The organism is Paenibacillus sp. J2TS4, assembly GCF_018403245.1.
Classification (GTDB): Bacteria; Bacillota; Bacilli; order Paenibacillales; family NBRC-103111; genus Paenibacillus_L.
In genome coordinates, this window is record NZ_BOSH01000021.1 from 13,882 (window position 1) to 30,972 (window position 17,091).

Consider the following 17,091-nt stretch of genomic DNA (forward strand, 5'->3'; position numbering starts at 1 on the left):
GGTAGAGCGTATGATAACTTTCATGAAAGCTTAAAGTGATCGCCGAATTTCTAAAGACTGAAAATAAATTATGGATACAATTCCGAAGTCTGACATAGATTTTTGTCTAAAGGGGGGAAAGCCAAGTCAAGGACGCCGCAGTGTGGACTTGTCAACGAAAGGGAAATTACGGCTGATTAACGAAATCCAATTATCTTAGTCGCGTCAGATCTTACTCATGCATAACAGTCGACGGCGGGGCTTTGAAGGAGGACCGAAGAAGTGGGCGCAATCCAGGTTGAGAACACCCATGTAAAACGATCATCCAGCATGTCCTTCGCATTGCGTTGGAAGCATGAAAACCTGCGTTTGGTAACTTTAACTGCATTAGCTTCATTCGCATTGACTTTCATGTTTTTCATGTTGTTATACGGTACGGCAACCAAAAGCGTTTCTTTGGTAATTAACGGGGAAGAGAAGACCGTTCAAACTAAACAGTGGGTCTTGAGCAAGCTGTTGGAAGAACAAGCCATACCTGTAGATGAATATGACCGCGTTTCAGCGGATCTCGATACCCAAATCAAGAACGGCGATCAATTTGCGATTGATCATACGCAGCCTGTTCTGGTTACAGCTGATGGGGAGACCAAAACATTGTATACAACCGGAAAAACGGTTGCCAGTGCGTTAGAAGATTTAAATATATTCGTTGGGGAAGTAGATAAAGTTATTCCCGCCATAGATAGTGAGCTCCTTGCGGGCACGGATATTCAGATTATTCGTGTAACCAAGCAGATCGAAGAACAAACTGTACCGGTTGCGTTTGAGACCGTAACCCAGGATGACGCCAATTTGCTCAAAGGAAAAGAGCAGGTCGTTCAGGAAGGGAAGGAAGGCAGCAAGCTGGTTCAGACCGAGAAGGTTTTTGAAGACGGACAGTTGGTCGCGCAGAGTGTCGTGGGCGAATCCATTGTCGAGGAAAGCGTCAATAAAGTCATTGCGATTGGTGTTAAAAATCCTGTCGTTGCTTTATCGGCCGCACCGGAAGGCGGCGAGTTTATTCCGGATGACGGCGGGCCGGTTCAATATAACAAAGTTTTGAACAACGTCACTCTTACGGCCTATACAGCAGGTGCTGAGTCCACAGGCAAAAGCCCGGGGGATGAGGGCTACGGCATTACAGCGTCAGGAACAACGGTTACTGAAGGCCGGACGATTGCTGTTGACAAGAGCGTTATCCCTCTGGGATGGTGGGTCTATATTGAAGGGATCGGATATCGCCGGGCGGAGGATACTGGCGGTGCCGTTAAAGGAAATAAGATCGACGTTTACTTCGAGAGCGAATCTTATGCCAACAAATTTGGTGTTAAGCGGGGCTATACCGTTTACGTAATCGGGCCTAAGAAACCGGCTACGGATTAGACTTGGTTTTTTAACCGATTAGTGGTATAAAATAAAAGACAATTATGTATGACAAGAAGAGGAGGAACCCCTCTTCTTTTTGCATGTTATCGGCAGTTTCAAGCGAAATCCATATACTTTGAAACTGGCCAGAAATAGGGTGACAGGGTGATTAAAGAGTTAATTGTGGTAGAAGGCAAGGACGATACGGCAGCCATTCGGCGAGCGGTGGAGGCAGATACGATCGAGACGGGCGGGTCTGCTATTAACGAAGAGATTTACCGCAGGATCGAGCTGGCTCAACAACGCAGAGGCGTTATCATCTTGACTGACCCGGACCACGCAGGCGAAAAGCTGAGAAGACTCATTACGGCCAGAGTCCCCGGCTGCAAGCATGCATTTCTTAATCGGGAGGACGCCTTATACAAGGACGACATCGGTGTGGAGAATGCTTCTCCGGAAGCGATTCGCCATGCGCTGGATAATGTTAAGACCGACTTCAACCAGAAGGAATCGAACATCACCTGGCAGGATCTTATAGAGGCCGGGCTGATCGTCCATCCTCAAGCGTCCAAACGCCGGCTGGAGGCAGGGAAGCTGCTTGGGATAGGCTATGCTAACGGTAAGCAGTTTCACAAGCGCTGCCGGATGTTCCAAATAAGTCGGGCTGAATTTAATCAGGCTATCGAAGAATTAGCCAGAAGAGGGTTGTAGATGGATAAACAACAACAGATGGGCGGGGACATCTCCACGCCAAATCGGACGAGAGAGATTGTAGCCCGTTACGGATTTTCATTTAAAAAAAGTTTGGGACAAAATTTTTTGGTAGACCGAAATATTTTGCACAAAATTGTCGGGGCTGCGGATTTGGGACCAAAGGACGGTGCGCTGGAAATTGGACCGGGCATCGGATCATTAACCGAGCAGTTGGCTAAGCAGGCCCGGGATGTACTAGCTATCGAGATTGATCAGCGCCTGATTCCTATTCTTGGAGAGACGTTAACACCTTATTCCAATGTCAAGATCGTACACGGAGACGTATTGAAGCTGTCCCTGAACGAATTGCTAACAGAATACCTGGGGGATTGCGAGCGAATAAGCGTCGTTGCCAATCTGCCTTACTACGTGACGACTCCTATCGTGATGAAGCTGCTTGAGGAAAGACTGCCGCTGCAAAATATTGTCGTGATGATTCAAAAGGAAGTGGCGGATCGGATGGCGGCCGATCCGGGAACTAAAGATTATGGCAGCCTGAGTATTGCCGTAGCCTACTATTGCGAGCCTGAGCTGGTAACCGTCGTTCCTCACTCCGTGTTTATTCCGCAGCCTAATGTTGATTCTGCCGTGATCAAATTAAAAGTGAGGGACAAGCCTCCGGTCGAGGTGGAGGACGAGGCTTTCTTCTTCGAGGTGGTACAGGCTGCTTTTGCTCAGAGGCGGAAAACGATCGCTAACAATCTGCTGGCCAGATTCTATGGCAAGGGAGAACGGGCCCGGCTGGAAAAGATTCTGGAAAGCGCAGGAATTGATCCCACACGGCGTGGAGAAACCCTGTCTATTCACGAATATGCCCGTCTCAGTAACCAAATCCGGGGCTCTTTGTAAGTTCATATACACCAAAAGCCCATCCCGGCCATAAGATAGTCGAGGAGGGGATTTGGCGATGAAGCAAGGCGATCTGGTCACGAGGAAATCTTACGGCGGAGACATCATCTTCAGAATCGAAGCTATGAATCGATACAAGACGTGGTTAAAAGGGATCAATTACCGGCTGTTGGCCGATTCTCCGTGGGAAGATTTGGAGTTAGTCGATTCCGCAAGATTTTATCAGCAGGAAGAAACTTTTCAACGAAGCGCGGATGAATCCGTACGTCGGTTTGATGCGCAGTATAAACAAATGCAAAAGAAAAACAGCACCCGCGGAGCCCACAACAAAGCTCGCCATGCCCGATCCTATTTTGAGCTGCCGGGAAAGGTGCTCCATATGGATGGAGACCTTCGGTATCTGAAAAAGAGCATGCAGCTTTACAAACAGCTTCGGGTGCCCGCTGAAGGAGTACACGTTCATGAGTCCGCCATGCCTTCGGCGCTCTATAAGCTGCTTCCGCAAACTCAGCCTGATATTGTCGTTATAACCGGACATGATGGATTAGTCAAAAGTGAAGGCAATCCGGATGTAATGAATCTGAATAATTATAAAAACTCCCAGAATTTTGTCAAGGCTGTAAAAATTGCCAGACAGTATGAACGAAACCGGGACTCGTTAGTGGTTGTCGCGGGCGCGTGTCAGTCCCACTACGAAGCTCTGTTATTAGCCGGTGCCAATTTTGCCAGCTCGCCGTCCCGAATATTAATTCATGCTCTGGACCCGCTGATAGTCGCTGCGCGGGTGTCCTTTACCTCGATTAAGGACACGATTCACATAGGTGATATAATTCATCAAACTCAGTCCGGGTTGGAAGGCCTCGGCGGCGTCGAAACCCGAGGCAGCTTCAGATTAGGCTTGCCTGACCTGAAGTCAAACTACGAAGCTTAAAAAGTATGTTTGTTTCAACTTCTTGCCATTTTCATTCTAATGCACCTGATCAAAGGTGCTTTTTTTGTTTGGCCTGCCCTGACTGCGGCTTGAAATAGTTGGCAGGGCATCATGTCGTCTATTCGTAACATAATTACTAATAAATAACCCATACTATAGCTAAATTTATTGAGACGTATTGACAGGGATAAAATAACAAAAGGTCAAATTAACCGTTGACAATATATTTGTCATGCTGATATAATATTTACCCTTAATTGACAAGCTGCCCATCTTGAGTTATAATGGACTAAGGAAAGAGGTGGTAGCTTACAATGGCTAAAAATGCGCTATTGGAGATCAGACGCAGTTTAGAGCCCCATGTTGGGCAGAAGATTGTGTTGCGTGCAAACGGTGGTCGGCGAAAGACCATTGAACGATCCGGAGTTCTGGAAGAGACCTACCCTTCTGTTTTTATCGTGAAGCTTGATCAAGAACAGCATGCTTTTAAACGAGTATCTTATAGTTATGCGGATATACTGACGGAGTCCGTGGAAGTAACCGTCTGTCAAGATGAAGGACAACTCCGCATCTCTTATATACAACATTGAACGCACGGAATTTGACAGCAAACCCCCATCGGTTTTGCTGTTTTTTATTTTCTCGGATGACACATAATAAACTAAAACCGAAAGGAGGTTGAACTGATGGGACGCAGAAGACGAGGTGTCATGTCCGAGGAATTCAAATATGAATTGGCCAAGGATCTTGGCTTCTACAACACAGTGAAAGAAGAGGGCTGGGGCGGAATACGAACCAAGGATGCCGGTAACATGATTAAGCGGGCAATTCAAATCGCTGAGCAGGCAACCGGAGGGCCCAACCCGAAACGCTAGCCGCTATTTATTTTGCCTCTGAGACGACGTTCTCTGCATAAGCCGGAAGCATGGCCTTCCCGGCTTTTTTTTTGGTTCAGCCATTGTTATAATATGTTAAGCTGTCTACGGTAAATGCGAAGAAGGTGAACGCATGAAAGTATTTGAAAAAGCACCGGCTAAAATCAACCTGTCGCTGGATGTATTATCTAAGCGGGAAGATGGGTATCATGAAGTGGAAATGGTTATGACGATGGTTGACTTAGCGGACCGATTGGAAATGCAGGAGCTCTCCAGAGATACGATCATCATCTCCAGCCAGGCGGGATACATTCCTCTCGATGAGAAAAACCTTGCCTTTCAAGCAGCCCGGCTAATTAAAGAACGCTATGACGTGCGCAGAGGCGTCTACATTCACTTGGATAAAAAAATACCTGTCGCTGCCGGTCTGGCCGGCGGTAGCAGTGACGCGGCGGCTACCTTGCGGGGATTGAACCGTTTGTGGGAGCTGAATATCTCCAACCAGGAGTTAATGGAGCTGGGGGCCCAGCTCGGTTCCGATGTTCCTTTCTGTGTCCAAGGCGGCACGGCTCTTGCCAGCGGACGGGGTGAGCGGTTGGAGCCGCTGCCCTCTCCACCGCAATGCTGGGTGATCCTGGCCAAACCGCCCATCAATGTTTCTACGGGGGAAGTTTATGGAAAGCTGAAAGTGTCTGAAATCCAGAACCATCCTTCTATCCCCGCAATGGTGCATTCGATTCGTACGGGCCGATTTGATCTGATGTGCCGCTCGCTGGGAAATGTACTGGAAGAGGTGACGCTTGACTTGTTCCCGGAAGTGAGGCAATTGAGACAAAGCATGGAACGACTAGGCGCGGATGGCGTTCTGATGTCGGGAAGCGGTCCGACGGTATTCGGGCTAGTATCGAAATACTCTAAAGCGGCGAAGATTTATAACGGCTTAAGAGGCTTTTGTAAAGAAGTGTATGCTGTGCGGCTATTAATATAACACCCTTAACTTCACTTGTATAAATACGTATAAAAATGGTATATTTATTATTAATATTCGGTTTTTCGGAATATGGTATAAAATACCGATTCGTTGAATATACGGTTAGAGGTGTGTAATGAGAAAATTAAAACGCAGTGCAAGATTGGTGGAAATGACGCAATACTTGCTTTATCGGCCTCATTCCTTGATTCCATTAACCACTTTTGCCGAACGTTATCAAGCGGCCAAGTCATCCATTAGTGAAGATTTGGCGATCGTTAAAGAAGTGTTTGAAGCCGAAGGCATCGGAGAACTTCATACATTGGCGGGAGCGGCCGGGGGCGTTAGATTCATCCCCAAGTATCCTAAATCGGCTGCTATAGAATTGATTCGCAAACTATGCGTAATGCTGGAACAACCGGAGCGTATTCTTCCGGGAGAGTATTTATATATGTCCGATATTTTGGGCGAGCCGTCCATTATGAATGATGTCGGTAAATTATTTGCTACCGCTTTTGCCGACCGGGACATTGATGTGGTTATGACTGTAGAGACGAAAGGAATTCCGCTAGCTTATGCAACGGCCACTTATTTGAATTTGCCAGTGGTCATCGTTCGAAGGGACAGTCAAGTGACAGAAGGCTCGCTGGTCAGCATCAACTATGTTTCGGGCTCAAGCAGGAGAATACAGACGATGTCTTTGGCAAGAAGGGCGTTGAAGGAGCAGTCCAAGGTGCTGGTCATTGACGACTTTATGCGGGCTGGCGGGACCGTCCAGGGAATGATGGATCTTCTACAGGAGTTCAAGGCGACTGTTCAGGGCGTAGGAGTTTTGGTGGAGTCGGAGGATGTGCAGGAAAGGCTTGTAACAGACTATGTGTCTTTAGCCAGACTATCCGGCGTCGATATCAAATCAAGGCGATTGACCGCCGTACCTGGAAATTATTTTGATGATAAGGACGTGATGAAATGAAACCGATCCTCATTGCAACCGAGAAAGCGCCGGCCGCAATCGGTCCCTACTCTCAAGCGGTTCAGTTTGGAAACGTGTTGTTCACTTCAGGACAAATTCCTCTAGGTCTGGATGGGCAGATCGTAGAAGGGGGAATTAAAGAGCAGACTCATCAGGTCTTCCAAAATTTAAAGGCGGTGCTGGAGGAAGTTGGAGCAGACCTTCAGCATGTATTAAAAGCAACAGTGTATTTGAAGGATATGGGACAGTTCTCAGAGGTTAATGAGATCTACGCTGAATATTTTGGCAATCATAAGCCGGCCCGCTCCACCGTGGAGGTAGCCCGGCTTCCCAAGGATGTCCTTGTCGAAATCGAACTGATTGTAGCGATTGGTGTCGAATAATAATTTAATGGAAATTTATTTTAGAAAATACCATTTTTTTATCAATCAAAAGAAGGATTTTCCAACATAATGTGGAAGTGTATACCAAGTCTTTTTGATGATAAAAGGTGGTGAAACTTGAAGTGCAAATTACAGATGTAAGACTCCGCCGAGTCAACACAGAAGGAAGAATGAAGGCGATTGCATCGATTACGATTGACAACGAATTTGTTGTTCATGATATTCGTGTCATCGACGGAAACAACGGGATGTTCGTAGCTATGCCTAGCAAGCGTACGCCTGATGGGGAGTTCCGTGACATCGCCCATCCGATTTCTTCGACCACTCGTGAGAAAATTCAGGCCGCAGTTTTGGCCGAGTATGAAAGAGCGGCCATTGAGGAAGAACAAGTAATAGAAGAAGGGGCGTAAGTTATCCTTACGCCTGCCACGTGAAGAGAGCCTGTTTAAAGGGCTCTCTTTTCTTTTTGCACAAAGTGAGCTATATTCTATAGTGTCGGCAATAAAGATTTCATAGCTCATGTAGTGGAGAAAGAAAGATGCTTCCAGGGCGAGTTTTGGCTTTGTATTCCTACCATCCGAAGGCCTAACCAATAAAGGGAATACAAAACAAGATGTTTGAAGCTTCGGAGGCACTTTCCTTCGGAACGGAATGACAGCTTTCTTTAATGCCACGTATATATAGTGAACTTTATAAAAAACATGGAGTGATCTGATTTGCAGATTAACAGCATTATTCTGGCAGCCGGTTTAGGTAAACGGATGAAGTCCAAGCTGTATAAAATGCTTCATCCCGTTTGTGGCAAGCCGATGGTAGGTCACGTCCTCGACTTGTTGGATGGAATAGAAACCAATCGCAAAGTAGCTATAGTAGGCAATGGAGCGGATGAAATTAAAGCTTATTTAGGAGACCGTGCCGAGTATGTGTTCCAGGCTGAACAGCTCGGTACCGGTCATGCGGTGCTGCAAGCCAAGCCCCTCCTTGAGCATGAGCAAGGGATGACGATCGTTATATGCGGGGATACGCCTCTGGTGAAAGAGGAGACTCTTAAGGAGATGATTCGCCTGCATCTGGAACAGCAGGCCGCAGCCACCATCCTGACCGCTACCATGGCCGACCCAAGCGGATACGGCCGGATTACGAGAGACGATCAAGGAGCGGTAGCCGGCATTGTCGAACAGAAGGATTGCTCGGAGGCTCAATTATTAATCCAGGAGATTAATGCGGGAACTTATTTATTCGATAATCAGAAATTATTTCAAGCCTTGAATCAGGTAACAAATAACAACGCCCAGAAGGAATACTATTTAACGGATGTAATCGGAATATTGAAGGCCGAGGGCGAGACCGTTATGGGATACAATACTTCAGATCCTGCCGAGGCGGTCGGCATCAACGACCGGATAGGATTGGCTGAAGCCGAAAAACTAATGAGAGAACGGATCCTTCGTCATCATATGTTGAATGGAGTGACGATACTGGACCCGGAACAAACCTATATCGGCTCCGATGTGGAAATAGGTCAAGATACCGTTCTTCTTCCCGGAACGGTATTGAAAGGAACAACGAAAATCGGTGAAGATTGTGTGATCGGTCCTTATTCCGAAATTGAACATTCGATTCTCGGGGAGGGTGTCACGGTCAGGCAATCCGTTCTGCAGGAGGCCGAGGTAGGGAATCATTCCCATGTTGGTCCGTTCGCCTATTTGCGTCCCGGAGCCAAGCTCGGTGAAGAGGTTAAAGTCGGCGATTTCGTCGAAATCAAAAATGCCACACTTGGCGACCAAACCAAAGTATCTCATTTGAGCTATGTAGGCGATGCAGTGATCGGAAAAAATGTTAATATTGGTTGTGGAGCGATTACGGTCAATTATGATGGCTTAAAAAAGCATCTGACCGAAGTGGAGGACGAGGCGTTCATCGGCAGCAATGTCAATTTGATCGCCCCTGTCAAAGTGGGCAAAGGAGCCTATGTTGTGGCCGGATCGACCATTACCCTTCCCGTGGAGGAAGGCGATCTGGCAATCGCCAGAGAAAGACAAGTAAACAAGTCCGGCTATGCCGATAAACTGCGCAGCCGCATCCAAGCGAGAAACAGCAAATAAGACTAGAACCGGTCTGCCAAGGAGGAACGGCTAGAAATGCCATATTGCGATCCAAAGTTAAAAATATTTACTTGTAATTCCAATCCCCAGCTAGCTCAGGAAATTGCTGATTATGTAGATGTTCCCCTCGGAAGCGCGGATATCGTCCGCTTCAGCGACGGGGAAATCCAAATCAAGCTCGAGGAAAGCGTGCGGGGGTCGAACGTTTTTTTAATCCAGTCAACATGCAGTCCGGTTAATGACCACCTGATGGAAGTTTTGGTGATGACGGATGCTCTCAAACGGGCGTCGGCCAAGAGCATTAATGTAGTTATCCCGTATTACGGCTACGCCCGACAGGATCGCAAGGCCAGATCCCGGGATCCGATTACGGCCAAGCTGGTAGCGAATCTGCTGGAAACTGCCGGTGCGCACAGGGTCATTGCTATGGATTTGCATGCGATGCAGATTCAAGGCTTCTTTGACATTCCGGTGGATCACTTATTGGGGGTTCCCATTCTCGGTCAATATTTCCGGGATAAACAATTGAGCAACGTCGTTGTTGTCTCTCCAGACCATGGCGGGGTTGTCAGAGCAAGAAGACTGGCTGACTATTTGACTGCTCCGCTGGCCATTATCGACAAGAGAAGGCCGGAGCCCAACGTTAGTGAAGTCATGAACATTATCGGAGACATCCGCGGGAAGACGGCGATCCTGGTGGATGATATTATTGATACAGCAGGTACGATGACGCTGGCTGCCAATGCGCTAATGGAATATGGCGCTCATGAAGTGTATGCTTGCGGAACCCATGCCGTTCTGTCGGGCCCGGCGATGCAGAGAATTGACGAATCTCCGATTCGTGAGCTGCTGGTCACCAACACGATCCCGATTCTTCATCGGGAGCCATCGAGTAAGATCAAGACGCTTTCGGTAGCGTCTTTGCTGGGAGAAGCGATTATTCGCGTGCACGAGGAACAATCGATCAGCAATTTATTTGAATAGCTATAGTTTTGAACCTCCAATTATAGGGTAAATTAACAATTAAGTAATATGCTCGGCGTTATGGCCGCATATTCTTTAATCTATGCTTGGAGGTGCTTTTTATGTCGGCTTCCTTGATCGTGCAGCAACGGCCTGATTTAACGAAGTCCGAAAGAAAGCGATTGAGGCAGGAAGGATTTGTACCCGGCAGTGTATACGGTAAAACTTTGGGAAGTGTTTCCGTTTCGGTTAATAAAAAAGAGCTTGAACAGTTGCTAAGAAAGAACACTCACGGGGTTATCGACATGACGATGCCTGACGGGGGCAAACAGCCCGTCATGATTCAGCAGTTGCAGAAAGAGCCGCTTTCCGGGGAGTTGCTCCATATCGATTTCCATCTGATTCGTATGGATGAGCCTGTCCGCTCCATGATTCCGGTGGAAATTACCGGAGAAGCTCAGGGAGTTAAGGAAGGGGGCATTATGCAAGTCCGAGCCCATGAGCTGGAGGTCAAATGTCTTCCCCGCCACCTGCCCTCGTCGATTGCTGTCGATGTGTCCGGCTTAGGGATTGGGGATAACTTTACCGTATCGCAATTGAATACGCCCCAAGAGCTGGAGATTTTGTCGGAGGCGGATGAGGTGATCGTCTCGATTCTGGCTCCTCAGAAAAATGAGGAGGAAGAACCGCCTGCTGCGGAGGCAGAAGGAGAGCCGGCGAATGGGGAGCCGGAGTAAATCATTAAATCGTCGAGCTTCTTCAAGAGACAGTACATATTTGGGCCCGGTTCCTTTTACTGAGAAAGGAACTCGGCCCTATTTGTTTCTGCTCTGCATCCTTGGATGCCTGATTTGTAAGGTGATTCTCTTGACTGTGCCTTACAGAACTTCAGCCAAGAAAGCCCTCGCCTTTAGGCAGGGGATGAATAGGCTTAGGACAAGGGCTGTCTTTAGACAGCCCTTGTCCTATAGTGATTTGTTGTAGTTGTGCATGAATACTGATAAAATCAACCTATAGGACAAGAATATAGAAGATGGACGTTTCATCAATTGCTAATGTTTATCGCATACAAGGCGGCATTGCCGGGTATCCAAGTTGTAGAAGGAAACCCTGCATACACTTCGCAAAAGTGCCCTAAATGCGGGAAACGAAATAAGGCTTAATTTACTTTTAAAGGTGGATGTGTTCGGCTATGAAATGTTTTATCGGGCTCGGTAATCCGGGGAGAGCCTACGAAAATACGAGACATAACGTCGGCTTCATGGCAGTAGATTGGTTTGCGCGCGAATTCGGAATAGCGGTTAAACAAAACAAATGCAAAGCTATGATGGGAGAAGGCGTCGTGCAGGGGAAGAAGGTATGGTTGATCAAGCCAATGACCTATATGAATTTGTCGGGGGAATCTCTACGCGCTTTTCTGGACTACTACAAATCGGAATTGGAGGACGTAACCGTTCTTTATGACGATCTGGATACCGCCTTCGGTAAGTACCGACTCCGGTATCAGGGAAGCTCGGGAGGGCATAACGGCATTAAATCGATCATTCAGCATACAGGCACCCAGACCTTTGACCGGATAAGAATTGGCATTTCCCGTCCCGCTCCGGGCTCGGATATCGCCGATTACGTCCTGTCTCCTTTTACAAAAGAAGAATTCAAACAGCTTCCGGATACGCTGGACCGAATATGTGAGGCGATGGTTTATTCGCTGGATCATACCTTTGAGCAAACGATGGCTAAATATAACGGCTAGCCGTCTCGGTCTGCATCCTGTTGTTCCATGCTTAGAATTGATAAGATCCGGGCATACTGAGAAGGAATAGGATGACTCCGGGAGGCATAAACATGTCAATAATTTATATATGCAGACACTGCAGAAGTAACGTAGGCCAGATTGATAGCGATATGGTGAGCGAGTCTCGGCTCGGGTTTCAATTCTTGACCCCCGGCGAACGCAGAGATATAATATCGTATAACCCGGATGGGAATGTCACCGTTAAAGTCACTTGCGATTACTGCAAGGAAGCGTTGGAGGCCAACCCTGAGCTCTCCTTGCTGGGCAACCCGCTGCAATAATCGGAATATGTCCATATAGAGCGTTTATTACTGAGGAATGTTAATGGCCTTGGCAGTTCCGCCGAGGCTTCTTTTTGATTGTCGAGAGGAGTGAATTCATTGCGGTCGCTAATTGAAGCGTTGTCTCAAGACACCGAATACCAAACCGTCGTATCCGGATTACGATCCGGGATGCGAGAGCAGCTGATTGCCGGCTTGGCCGGTTCCTCGCGTCAGGTAATGATCGCAGCTTTGGCCGAGGAGCTTAAGCAACCGATTCTGGTGGTCACGCATAATATGTTTTCCGCGCAAAAGATTGTGGAGGATCTGAATGAGTTCCTTCCTTCCGAGCAGGTGCTGCTATTCCCGGCTCAGGAGCTGCTTGCTGCGGAAACGGCTGTGTCCAGTCCGGAAACGCTGGCCCAGCGTATTGATGCGCTAACGCGCTTGTCCGCCGGATTCCGGGGAATTCTGGTGACTCCCTATGCAGGCTTGCGTAAGCTGCTGCCAAAGAACAAGGTTTTCTCAGAGGCGCTGTTCACCGTTAAAGTTGGAGAGGAACTGGATCTGGATTCTTTCCTGATCCGTATGACAGAGTTAGGCTATGAACGGGTGGACCAAGTAGAGAAAAAGGGAGAAATGAGTGTGAGAGGCGGGATCATCGATCTTTTCCCACTGACCTCGCCAACCCCTTACCGAATAGAGCTGTTTGATGTCGAAGTGGATTCCATTAGAACGTTTGACGTCACTAATCAGCGTTCCATAGATAAAACAGATACATTGGTAATTCCCCCAAGCAAGGAGATTATTGCCGAAGGAAAGCGTTTTCTTAATGCGGCCGAGCATGCTTATGATTTGCTCCAGGAGCAATTGGCCAAAATGACGGATCGCCAAGCGAAGGAAAAGCTGGATGAGGAAATCCGAAGCGACATAGAGCTGTTGAGGGAGCGGCAATCTTTTCTTGGAATCTACAAATATATTTCCCTCCTATATCCGGAAAGACATACTTTACTGGATTATATGGACAAGGATACCTTGCTCATTCTGGATGAACCTTCCCGGCTGCTGGAAACCGCCAAGCAACTGGAGAGGGATGAGGCCGAATGGGTTACAGGCTTGCTGGAAGAAGGCAAAACCTTGCCGTCCTTTGTTCTTTCAAAAACTCATGACGTGCTGCTCTACCGCAGACCGTTCCCAACCCTGTACGTTTCTCTGTTTCTTCGCCAGGTTCCGCAAACTCAGCCGCAAAATATTGTCAACTTTATGAGCCGGGCCATGCAAAACTTCCATGGTCAAATGAATCTGCTGAAAGCGGAAACCGAGCGATGGAAAAAAAGCGGCTATAAGGTAGTTATGCTGGCCAGCGGAGAAGAAAGAACGGAGAGAGTGCGCCGGGTGCTCCAGGATTACAAAATCGATGAACCGATTTTGTTGAACGGGAACCTTCAGAGTGGCTTTGAGCTGCCTTCCGTCCATCTCGTAGTGCTGACCGAAGGGGAGATGTTTTCCCAGAAGCAGCGCAAAGCCCGCAAAGTAGACAAGAAAATCGAAAATGCGGAACGGATCAAGAACTACCAGGAACTGAAGGTTGGCGATTATGTCGTACACGTCAACCATGGGATTGGCAAGTACGTCGGCATTGGGACTCTGGAAATCAACGGAATCCATAAAGATTATTTGCATATCTTGTATGCTGGCGGAGATAAGCTGTCCGTCCCTATCGATCAAATCGAGTTAATCCAAAAATACGTCGGTTCGGAAGAAAAAGAGCCGAAGGTTTATAAGCTGGGCGGAACAGAATGGAACCGGGTCAAGAGCAAGGTACGCTCTTCGGTTAAAGATATCGCGGATGATCTGATTAAGCTTTATGCGGAGAGACAATCTACTCAAGGATATCCTTTCTCCAAGGATACGCCGTATCAGCAGCAATTCGAGAGTCTGTTTCCGTACGATGAGACTCCGGATCAGAATCGGGCGATTGAAGAGATAAAGCAGGATATGGAGCAGTTGCGCCCCATGGATCGCTTGCTTTGCGGCGATGTCGGTTACGGCAAAACCGAGGTGGCCATTCGCGCGGCTTTCAAAGCCGCTATAGACGGCAAGCAGGTGGCCGTTCTCGTCCCGACGACTATTTTGGCGCAGCAGCACTATGAAACCTTCCGTGAGCGGTTCGCCGAATATCCGTTCAACATTCAAGTACTGAGCCGTTTTCGTTCCAAGAAGGAACAGAACGAAACTATAAAAGGAATTAAGACGGGGACCGTCGATATCGTCATTGGAACTCATCGGCTGTTGTCGGCAGATATAGTATTCAAAGAGCTGGGATTGCTGATTGTCGATGAGGAGCAAAGATTCGGGGTTTCCCATAAAGAGAAGCTCAAACGGTTTAAAACAAACGTCGATGTTCTGACATTGACTGCTACTCCTATTCCGCGTACTCTGCATATGTCTATGCTGGGGGTCCGGGACCTGTCCGTCATAGAGACTCCTCCGGAGAATCGCTTTCCGGTGCAAACTTATGTGGTGGAGCACAGCAACGCTCTGGTCCGTGAGGCGATCGAGCGGGAATTGGCGAGAGAAGGTCAGGTTTATTATTTATTTAACCGGGTGCAGGGGATTCAACAAATTGCCGACCAGATATCGATGCTGGTTCCGGATGCCAAAGTGGCGGTTGCTCACGGACAAATGTCCGAGCAGGAGTTGGAGAGAACGATTCTCGACTTCCTGGACGGGGAATACGATGTGCTTGTGAGCACGAGTATTATTGAAACCGGGGTCGACATTCCTAACGTCAACACGCTGATCGTTCACGATGCCGATAAAATGGGGCTGTCCCAGCTTTATCAGCTGCGCGGAAGAGTAGGGCGTTCGAACCGGATCGCTTACGCTTACTTCACCTATCAGCGGGACAAGGTGCTGACCGAGGTTGCCGAGAAAAGGCTGCAGGCTATAAAAGAATTTACAGAGCTTGGCTCCGGGTTTAAAATTGCAATGAGAGATTTGGCCATTCGCGGAGCGGGCAATCTGCTTGGGGCGGAGCAGCATGGCTTCATTGCTTCGGTCGGCTTTGACCTTTATTCTCAAATGCTGGCGGAGGAGATTGCTAAGCGCAAGCAGGAATTAGGCGGCGATGAGAAGCCGGAGCCCTCGTTCTGGAACACTCAGCTCGATCTTCATATCGACGCATATTTGCCGTCGGATTATATTTACGATAGTATCCAGAAGATAGAGATTTACAAGAAGGTTGCGAATGTCACAACTTTGGAAGAGGCTGCCGATCTCGAGGAAGAGCTCGTGGACCGGTTCGGCGATCTGCCTCCGGCTGTCAACAATTTATTGGCGGTGGCGAGGTTGAAGGTCTATGGCTCGCTGTATGCGATAGAGTCGATCGTGCAAAAAGGGGACGACTATACTTTGCGGATTCATTCCAGTCAAAACGGAGCGATCGAAGGGAAGAAGCTGGTGGCGTTATCCCAGCAGTTTGAAGGCCGCATGAAAGTGAAACCCGGAGCTCAAATTGAAATCACTCTCAAATGCAAAGGTCTCAAGCCAGAACAATCCATAGCATTGTTAGACCGGTTTTTGGTACAATACAGGGAGGCTTTTAAAGAGAAGGGAGAATTGCAAAATGCCGTCAAATAAACGCAGCAAGACTAGAGTGCTTGTCATAAGCCTTGCCCTGCTACTGATCATGGCTATGTTGAGCGCCTGTGGGGACAAGAACAAACCCGGGGCCGGAGCACAGGATGTAGATTTGGCCACCTATAAAGGCGGGTCCGTCACGCAAAAAGAGTTCGATACTTTTGTCAACACGGTTACTCTGTTTGATCCTCAATTTGCATCTGTCAAGGAAATTCCGGAATTTCAGGAATATTTGCTTAAACAAATGGCCGCTTTGGACATTATGATGGGACAAGTATCCGAGGAGAGCAAGAAGAAAGCCGAGGCTGAGGTTTCGAAGCAAATGGAAGAAATTAAAGGCTTCTACGAAACTCAGGGCAAGGACGCTCTGAAGGATCGATTGAAGGAACTGAACATTACCGAAAAAGATTTGGAAAACTATATTCAAAGCAGTATGGTAGTCATGACTGATCTCGACAGTAAAGTAACAGATGAACAAGTACAAGAATATTATGATAATCTCGTGAGCGAGAAAGTGTTGGATATCGCAACCGTCAGCCATATTCTTATTGGAACGCAAGATCCGGAGGGGAAAGAGATCCGAACTAAGGAAGAGGCTCTTACTCGTGCCAATGAAGTCAAAGGCATGCTGGATGGGGGAGCCGATTTCGCCGAGCTGGCGAAGCAGTATTCGGATGATCAGGGCTCCAAAGAAAACGGTGGTAAATATGAGAACGAACCATTATCTGCCAAAAAATGGGTCCCTGAGTTCCAACAAGCGGCGGAAGAGCTGCCTGTAAACACGATCAGCGATCCGATCGAAACTCAATATGGATACCATATTATGAGAGTGGATTCCAGAGCGCCGCGCCCATTGGATGAGGTTAAGGATAAAATTCGGGAATCCATCACCTCCGAGCAAATCGGTACATTCATTGAGACTGAACTGCCTAACTATGACTTTAAAACCAATCTGCCGGAGCCGGAAGCGCCTGAGGCGGAAACGCCTGATTCTGGTGAAGCTCCGGAATCAGACAAGCCTGCTGACGGGGGAACTCCAACCGAGTCGCCGGACCCATCGGCTTCCCCTGCTGCTCAATAATCCATTGGACAAGCATTCCTTCATAGGGATGCTTGTTTTTTGTAGCAGCTTGTTCTTGGTGAGGCTGACTGAGGGGAATAGCGGTCGGAAACTTGTGAGAGGGGGAAACTGACGGAAGGGGATAATAG

At 48.0% G+C, this 17,091-nt stretch carries 18 protein-coding genes; all 18 read left to right on the top strand.

Features of this window, described 5'->3' with window-relative positions; all coding sequences use genetic code 11:
* The first annotated feature begins 261 nt into the window (after positions 1–261).
* Positions 262–1,401 (top strand): resuscitation-promoting factor, encoded by a 1,140-nt coding sequence (locus KJS69_RS27305; protein WP_249730731.1) that lies wholly within the window; start codon positions 262–264, stop codon positions 1,399–1,401.
* A gap of 147 nt (positions 1,402–1,548) precedes the next feature.
* Positions 1,549–2,094 carry a ribonuclease M5 gene (gene rnmV / locus KJS69_RS27310; protein ID WP_213587090.1) on the top strand — a complete coding sequence of 182 codons (546 nt, stop codon included), beginning with the start codon at positions 1,549–1,551 and terminating at the stop codon, positions 2,092–2,094.
* Positions 2,095–2,985, top strand: a complete 891-nt coding sequence (gene rsmA / locus KJS69_RS27315; protein WP_213587092.1) for a 16S rRNA (adenine(1518)-N(6)/adenine(1519)-N(6))-dimethyltransferase RsmA — start codon at positions 2,095–2,097, stop codon at positions 2,983–2,985.
* Positions 2,986–3,043: 58 nt separating this feature from the next.
* Positions 3,044–3,916 (top strand): sporulation peptidase YabG, encoded by an 873-nt coding sequence (yabG, locus tag KJS69_RS27320; RefSeq protein ID WP_213587094.1) that lies wholly within the window; start codon positions 3,044–3,046, stop codon positions 3,914–3,916.
* Positions 3,917–4,230: 314 nt separating this feature from the next.
* Entirely contained in the window at positions 4,231–4,506 is a 276-nt protein-coding gene (gene veg / locus KJS69_RS27325; RefSeq protein WP_213587096.1) for a biofilm formation stimulator Veg, read from the top strand.
* A 96-nt stretch (positions 4,507–4,602) separates the two neighbouring features.
* A complete protein-coding gene (locus KJS69_RS27330; protein WP_213587098.1) occupies positions 4,603–4,791 on the top strand; it encodes a small, acid-soluble spore protein, alpha/beta type in 189 nt (62 codons plus the stop codon).
* A 133-nt stretch (positions 4,792–4,924) separates the two neighbouring features.
* Positions 4,925–5,779, top strand: a complete 855-nt coding sequence (gene ispE, locus KJS69_RS27335; protein ID WP_213587099.1) for a 4-(cytidine 5'-diphospho)-2-C-methyl-D-erythritol kinase — start codon at positions 4,925–4,927, stop codon at positions 5,777–5,779.
* A 118-nt stretch (positions 5,780–5,897) separates the two neighbouring features.
* Positions 5,898–6,734, top strand: coding sequence for a pur operon repressor (gene purR, locus KJS69_RS27340; RefSeq protein WP_213587100.1), 837 nt, complete (start codon positions 5,898–5,900; stop codon positions 6,732–6,734).
* Positions 6,731–7,117: a RidA family protein gene (locus tag KJS69_RS27345; RefSeq protein ID WP_213587101.1), complete on the top strand. Its 387-nt coding sequence runs from the start codon at positions 6,731–6,733 to the stop codon at positions 7,115–7,117. Before purR ends, KJS69_RS27345 begins: the two co-directional genes overlap by 4 nt.
* A gap of 122 nt (positions 7,118–7,239) precedes the next feature.
* Complete coding sequence (spoVG, locus tag KJS69_RS27350) at positions 7,240–7,527, top strand: septation regulator SpoVG (protein ID WP_213587106.1); 288 nt, start codon at positions 7,240–7,242, stop codon at positions 7,525–7,527.
* Between the two features lie 306 nt (positions 7,528–7,833).
* Positions 7,834–9,222: a bifunctional UDP-N-acetylglucosamine diphosphorylase/glucosamine-1-phosphate N-acetyltransferase GlmU gene (gene glmU / locus KJS69_RS27355; protein ID WP_213587108.1), complete on the top strand. Its 1,389-nt coding sequence runs from the start codon at positions 7,834–7,836 to the stop codon at positions 9,220–9,222.
* Between the two features lie 36 nt (positions 9,223–9,258).
* Positions 9,259–10,206: a ribose-phosphate diphosphokinase gene (locus KJS69_RS27360; protein ID WP_213587110.1), complete on the top strand. Its 948-nt coding sequence runs from the start codon at positions 9,259–9,261 to the stop codon at positions 10,204–10,206.
* Positions 10,207–10,307: 101 nt separating this feature from the next.
* Positions 10,308–10,922, top strand: coding sequence for a 50S ribosomal protein L25/general stress protein Ctc (locus KJS69_RS27365; protein ID WP_213587112.1), 615 nt, complete (start codon positions 10,308–10,310; stop codon positions 10,920–10,922).
* Positions 10,923–11,234: 312 nt separating this feature from the next.
* Positions 11,235–11,348 carry a zinc ribbon domain-containing protein gene (locus KJS69_RS27370; protein WP_374706748.1) on the top strand — a complete coding sequence of 38 codons (114 nt, stop codon included), beginning with the start codon at positions 11,235–11,237 and terminating at the stop codon, positions 11,346–11,348.
* 29 nt (positions 11,349–11,377) lie between these two features.
* Complete coding sequence (pth, locus tag KJS69_RS27375; RefSeq protein WP_213587114.1) at positions 11,378–11,938, top strand: aminoacyl-tRNA hydrolase; 561 nt, start codon at positions 11,378–11,380, stop codon at positions 11,936–11,938.
* A 92-nt stretch (positions 11,939–12,030) separates the two neighbouring features.
* Positions 12,031–12,261 (top strand): anti-sigma-F factor Fin, encoded by a 231-nt coding sequence (gene fin / locus KJS69_RS27380; protein ID WP_213587116.1) that lies wholly within the window; start codon positions 12,031–12,033, stop codon positions 12,259–12,261.
* 99 nt (positions 12,262–12,360) lie between these two features.
* Positions 12,361–15,882, top strand: coding sequence for a transcription-repair coupling factor (mfd, locus tag KJS69_RS27385; protein ID WP_213587119.1), 3,522 nt, complete (start codon positions 12,361–12,363; stop codon positions 15,880–15,882).
* Positions 15,869–16,963: a peptidylprolyl isomerase gene (locus tag KJS69_RS27390; protein ID WP_213587121.1), complete on the top strand. Its 1,095-nt coding sequence runs from the start codon at positions 15,869–15,871 to the stop codon at positions 16,961–16,963. The genes mfd and KJS69_RS27390 overlap by 14 nt, the downstream gene beginning before the upstream one ends.
* Positions 16,964–17,091 lie beyond the last annotated feature (128 nt).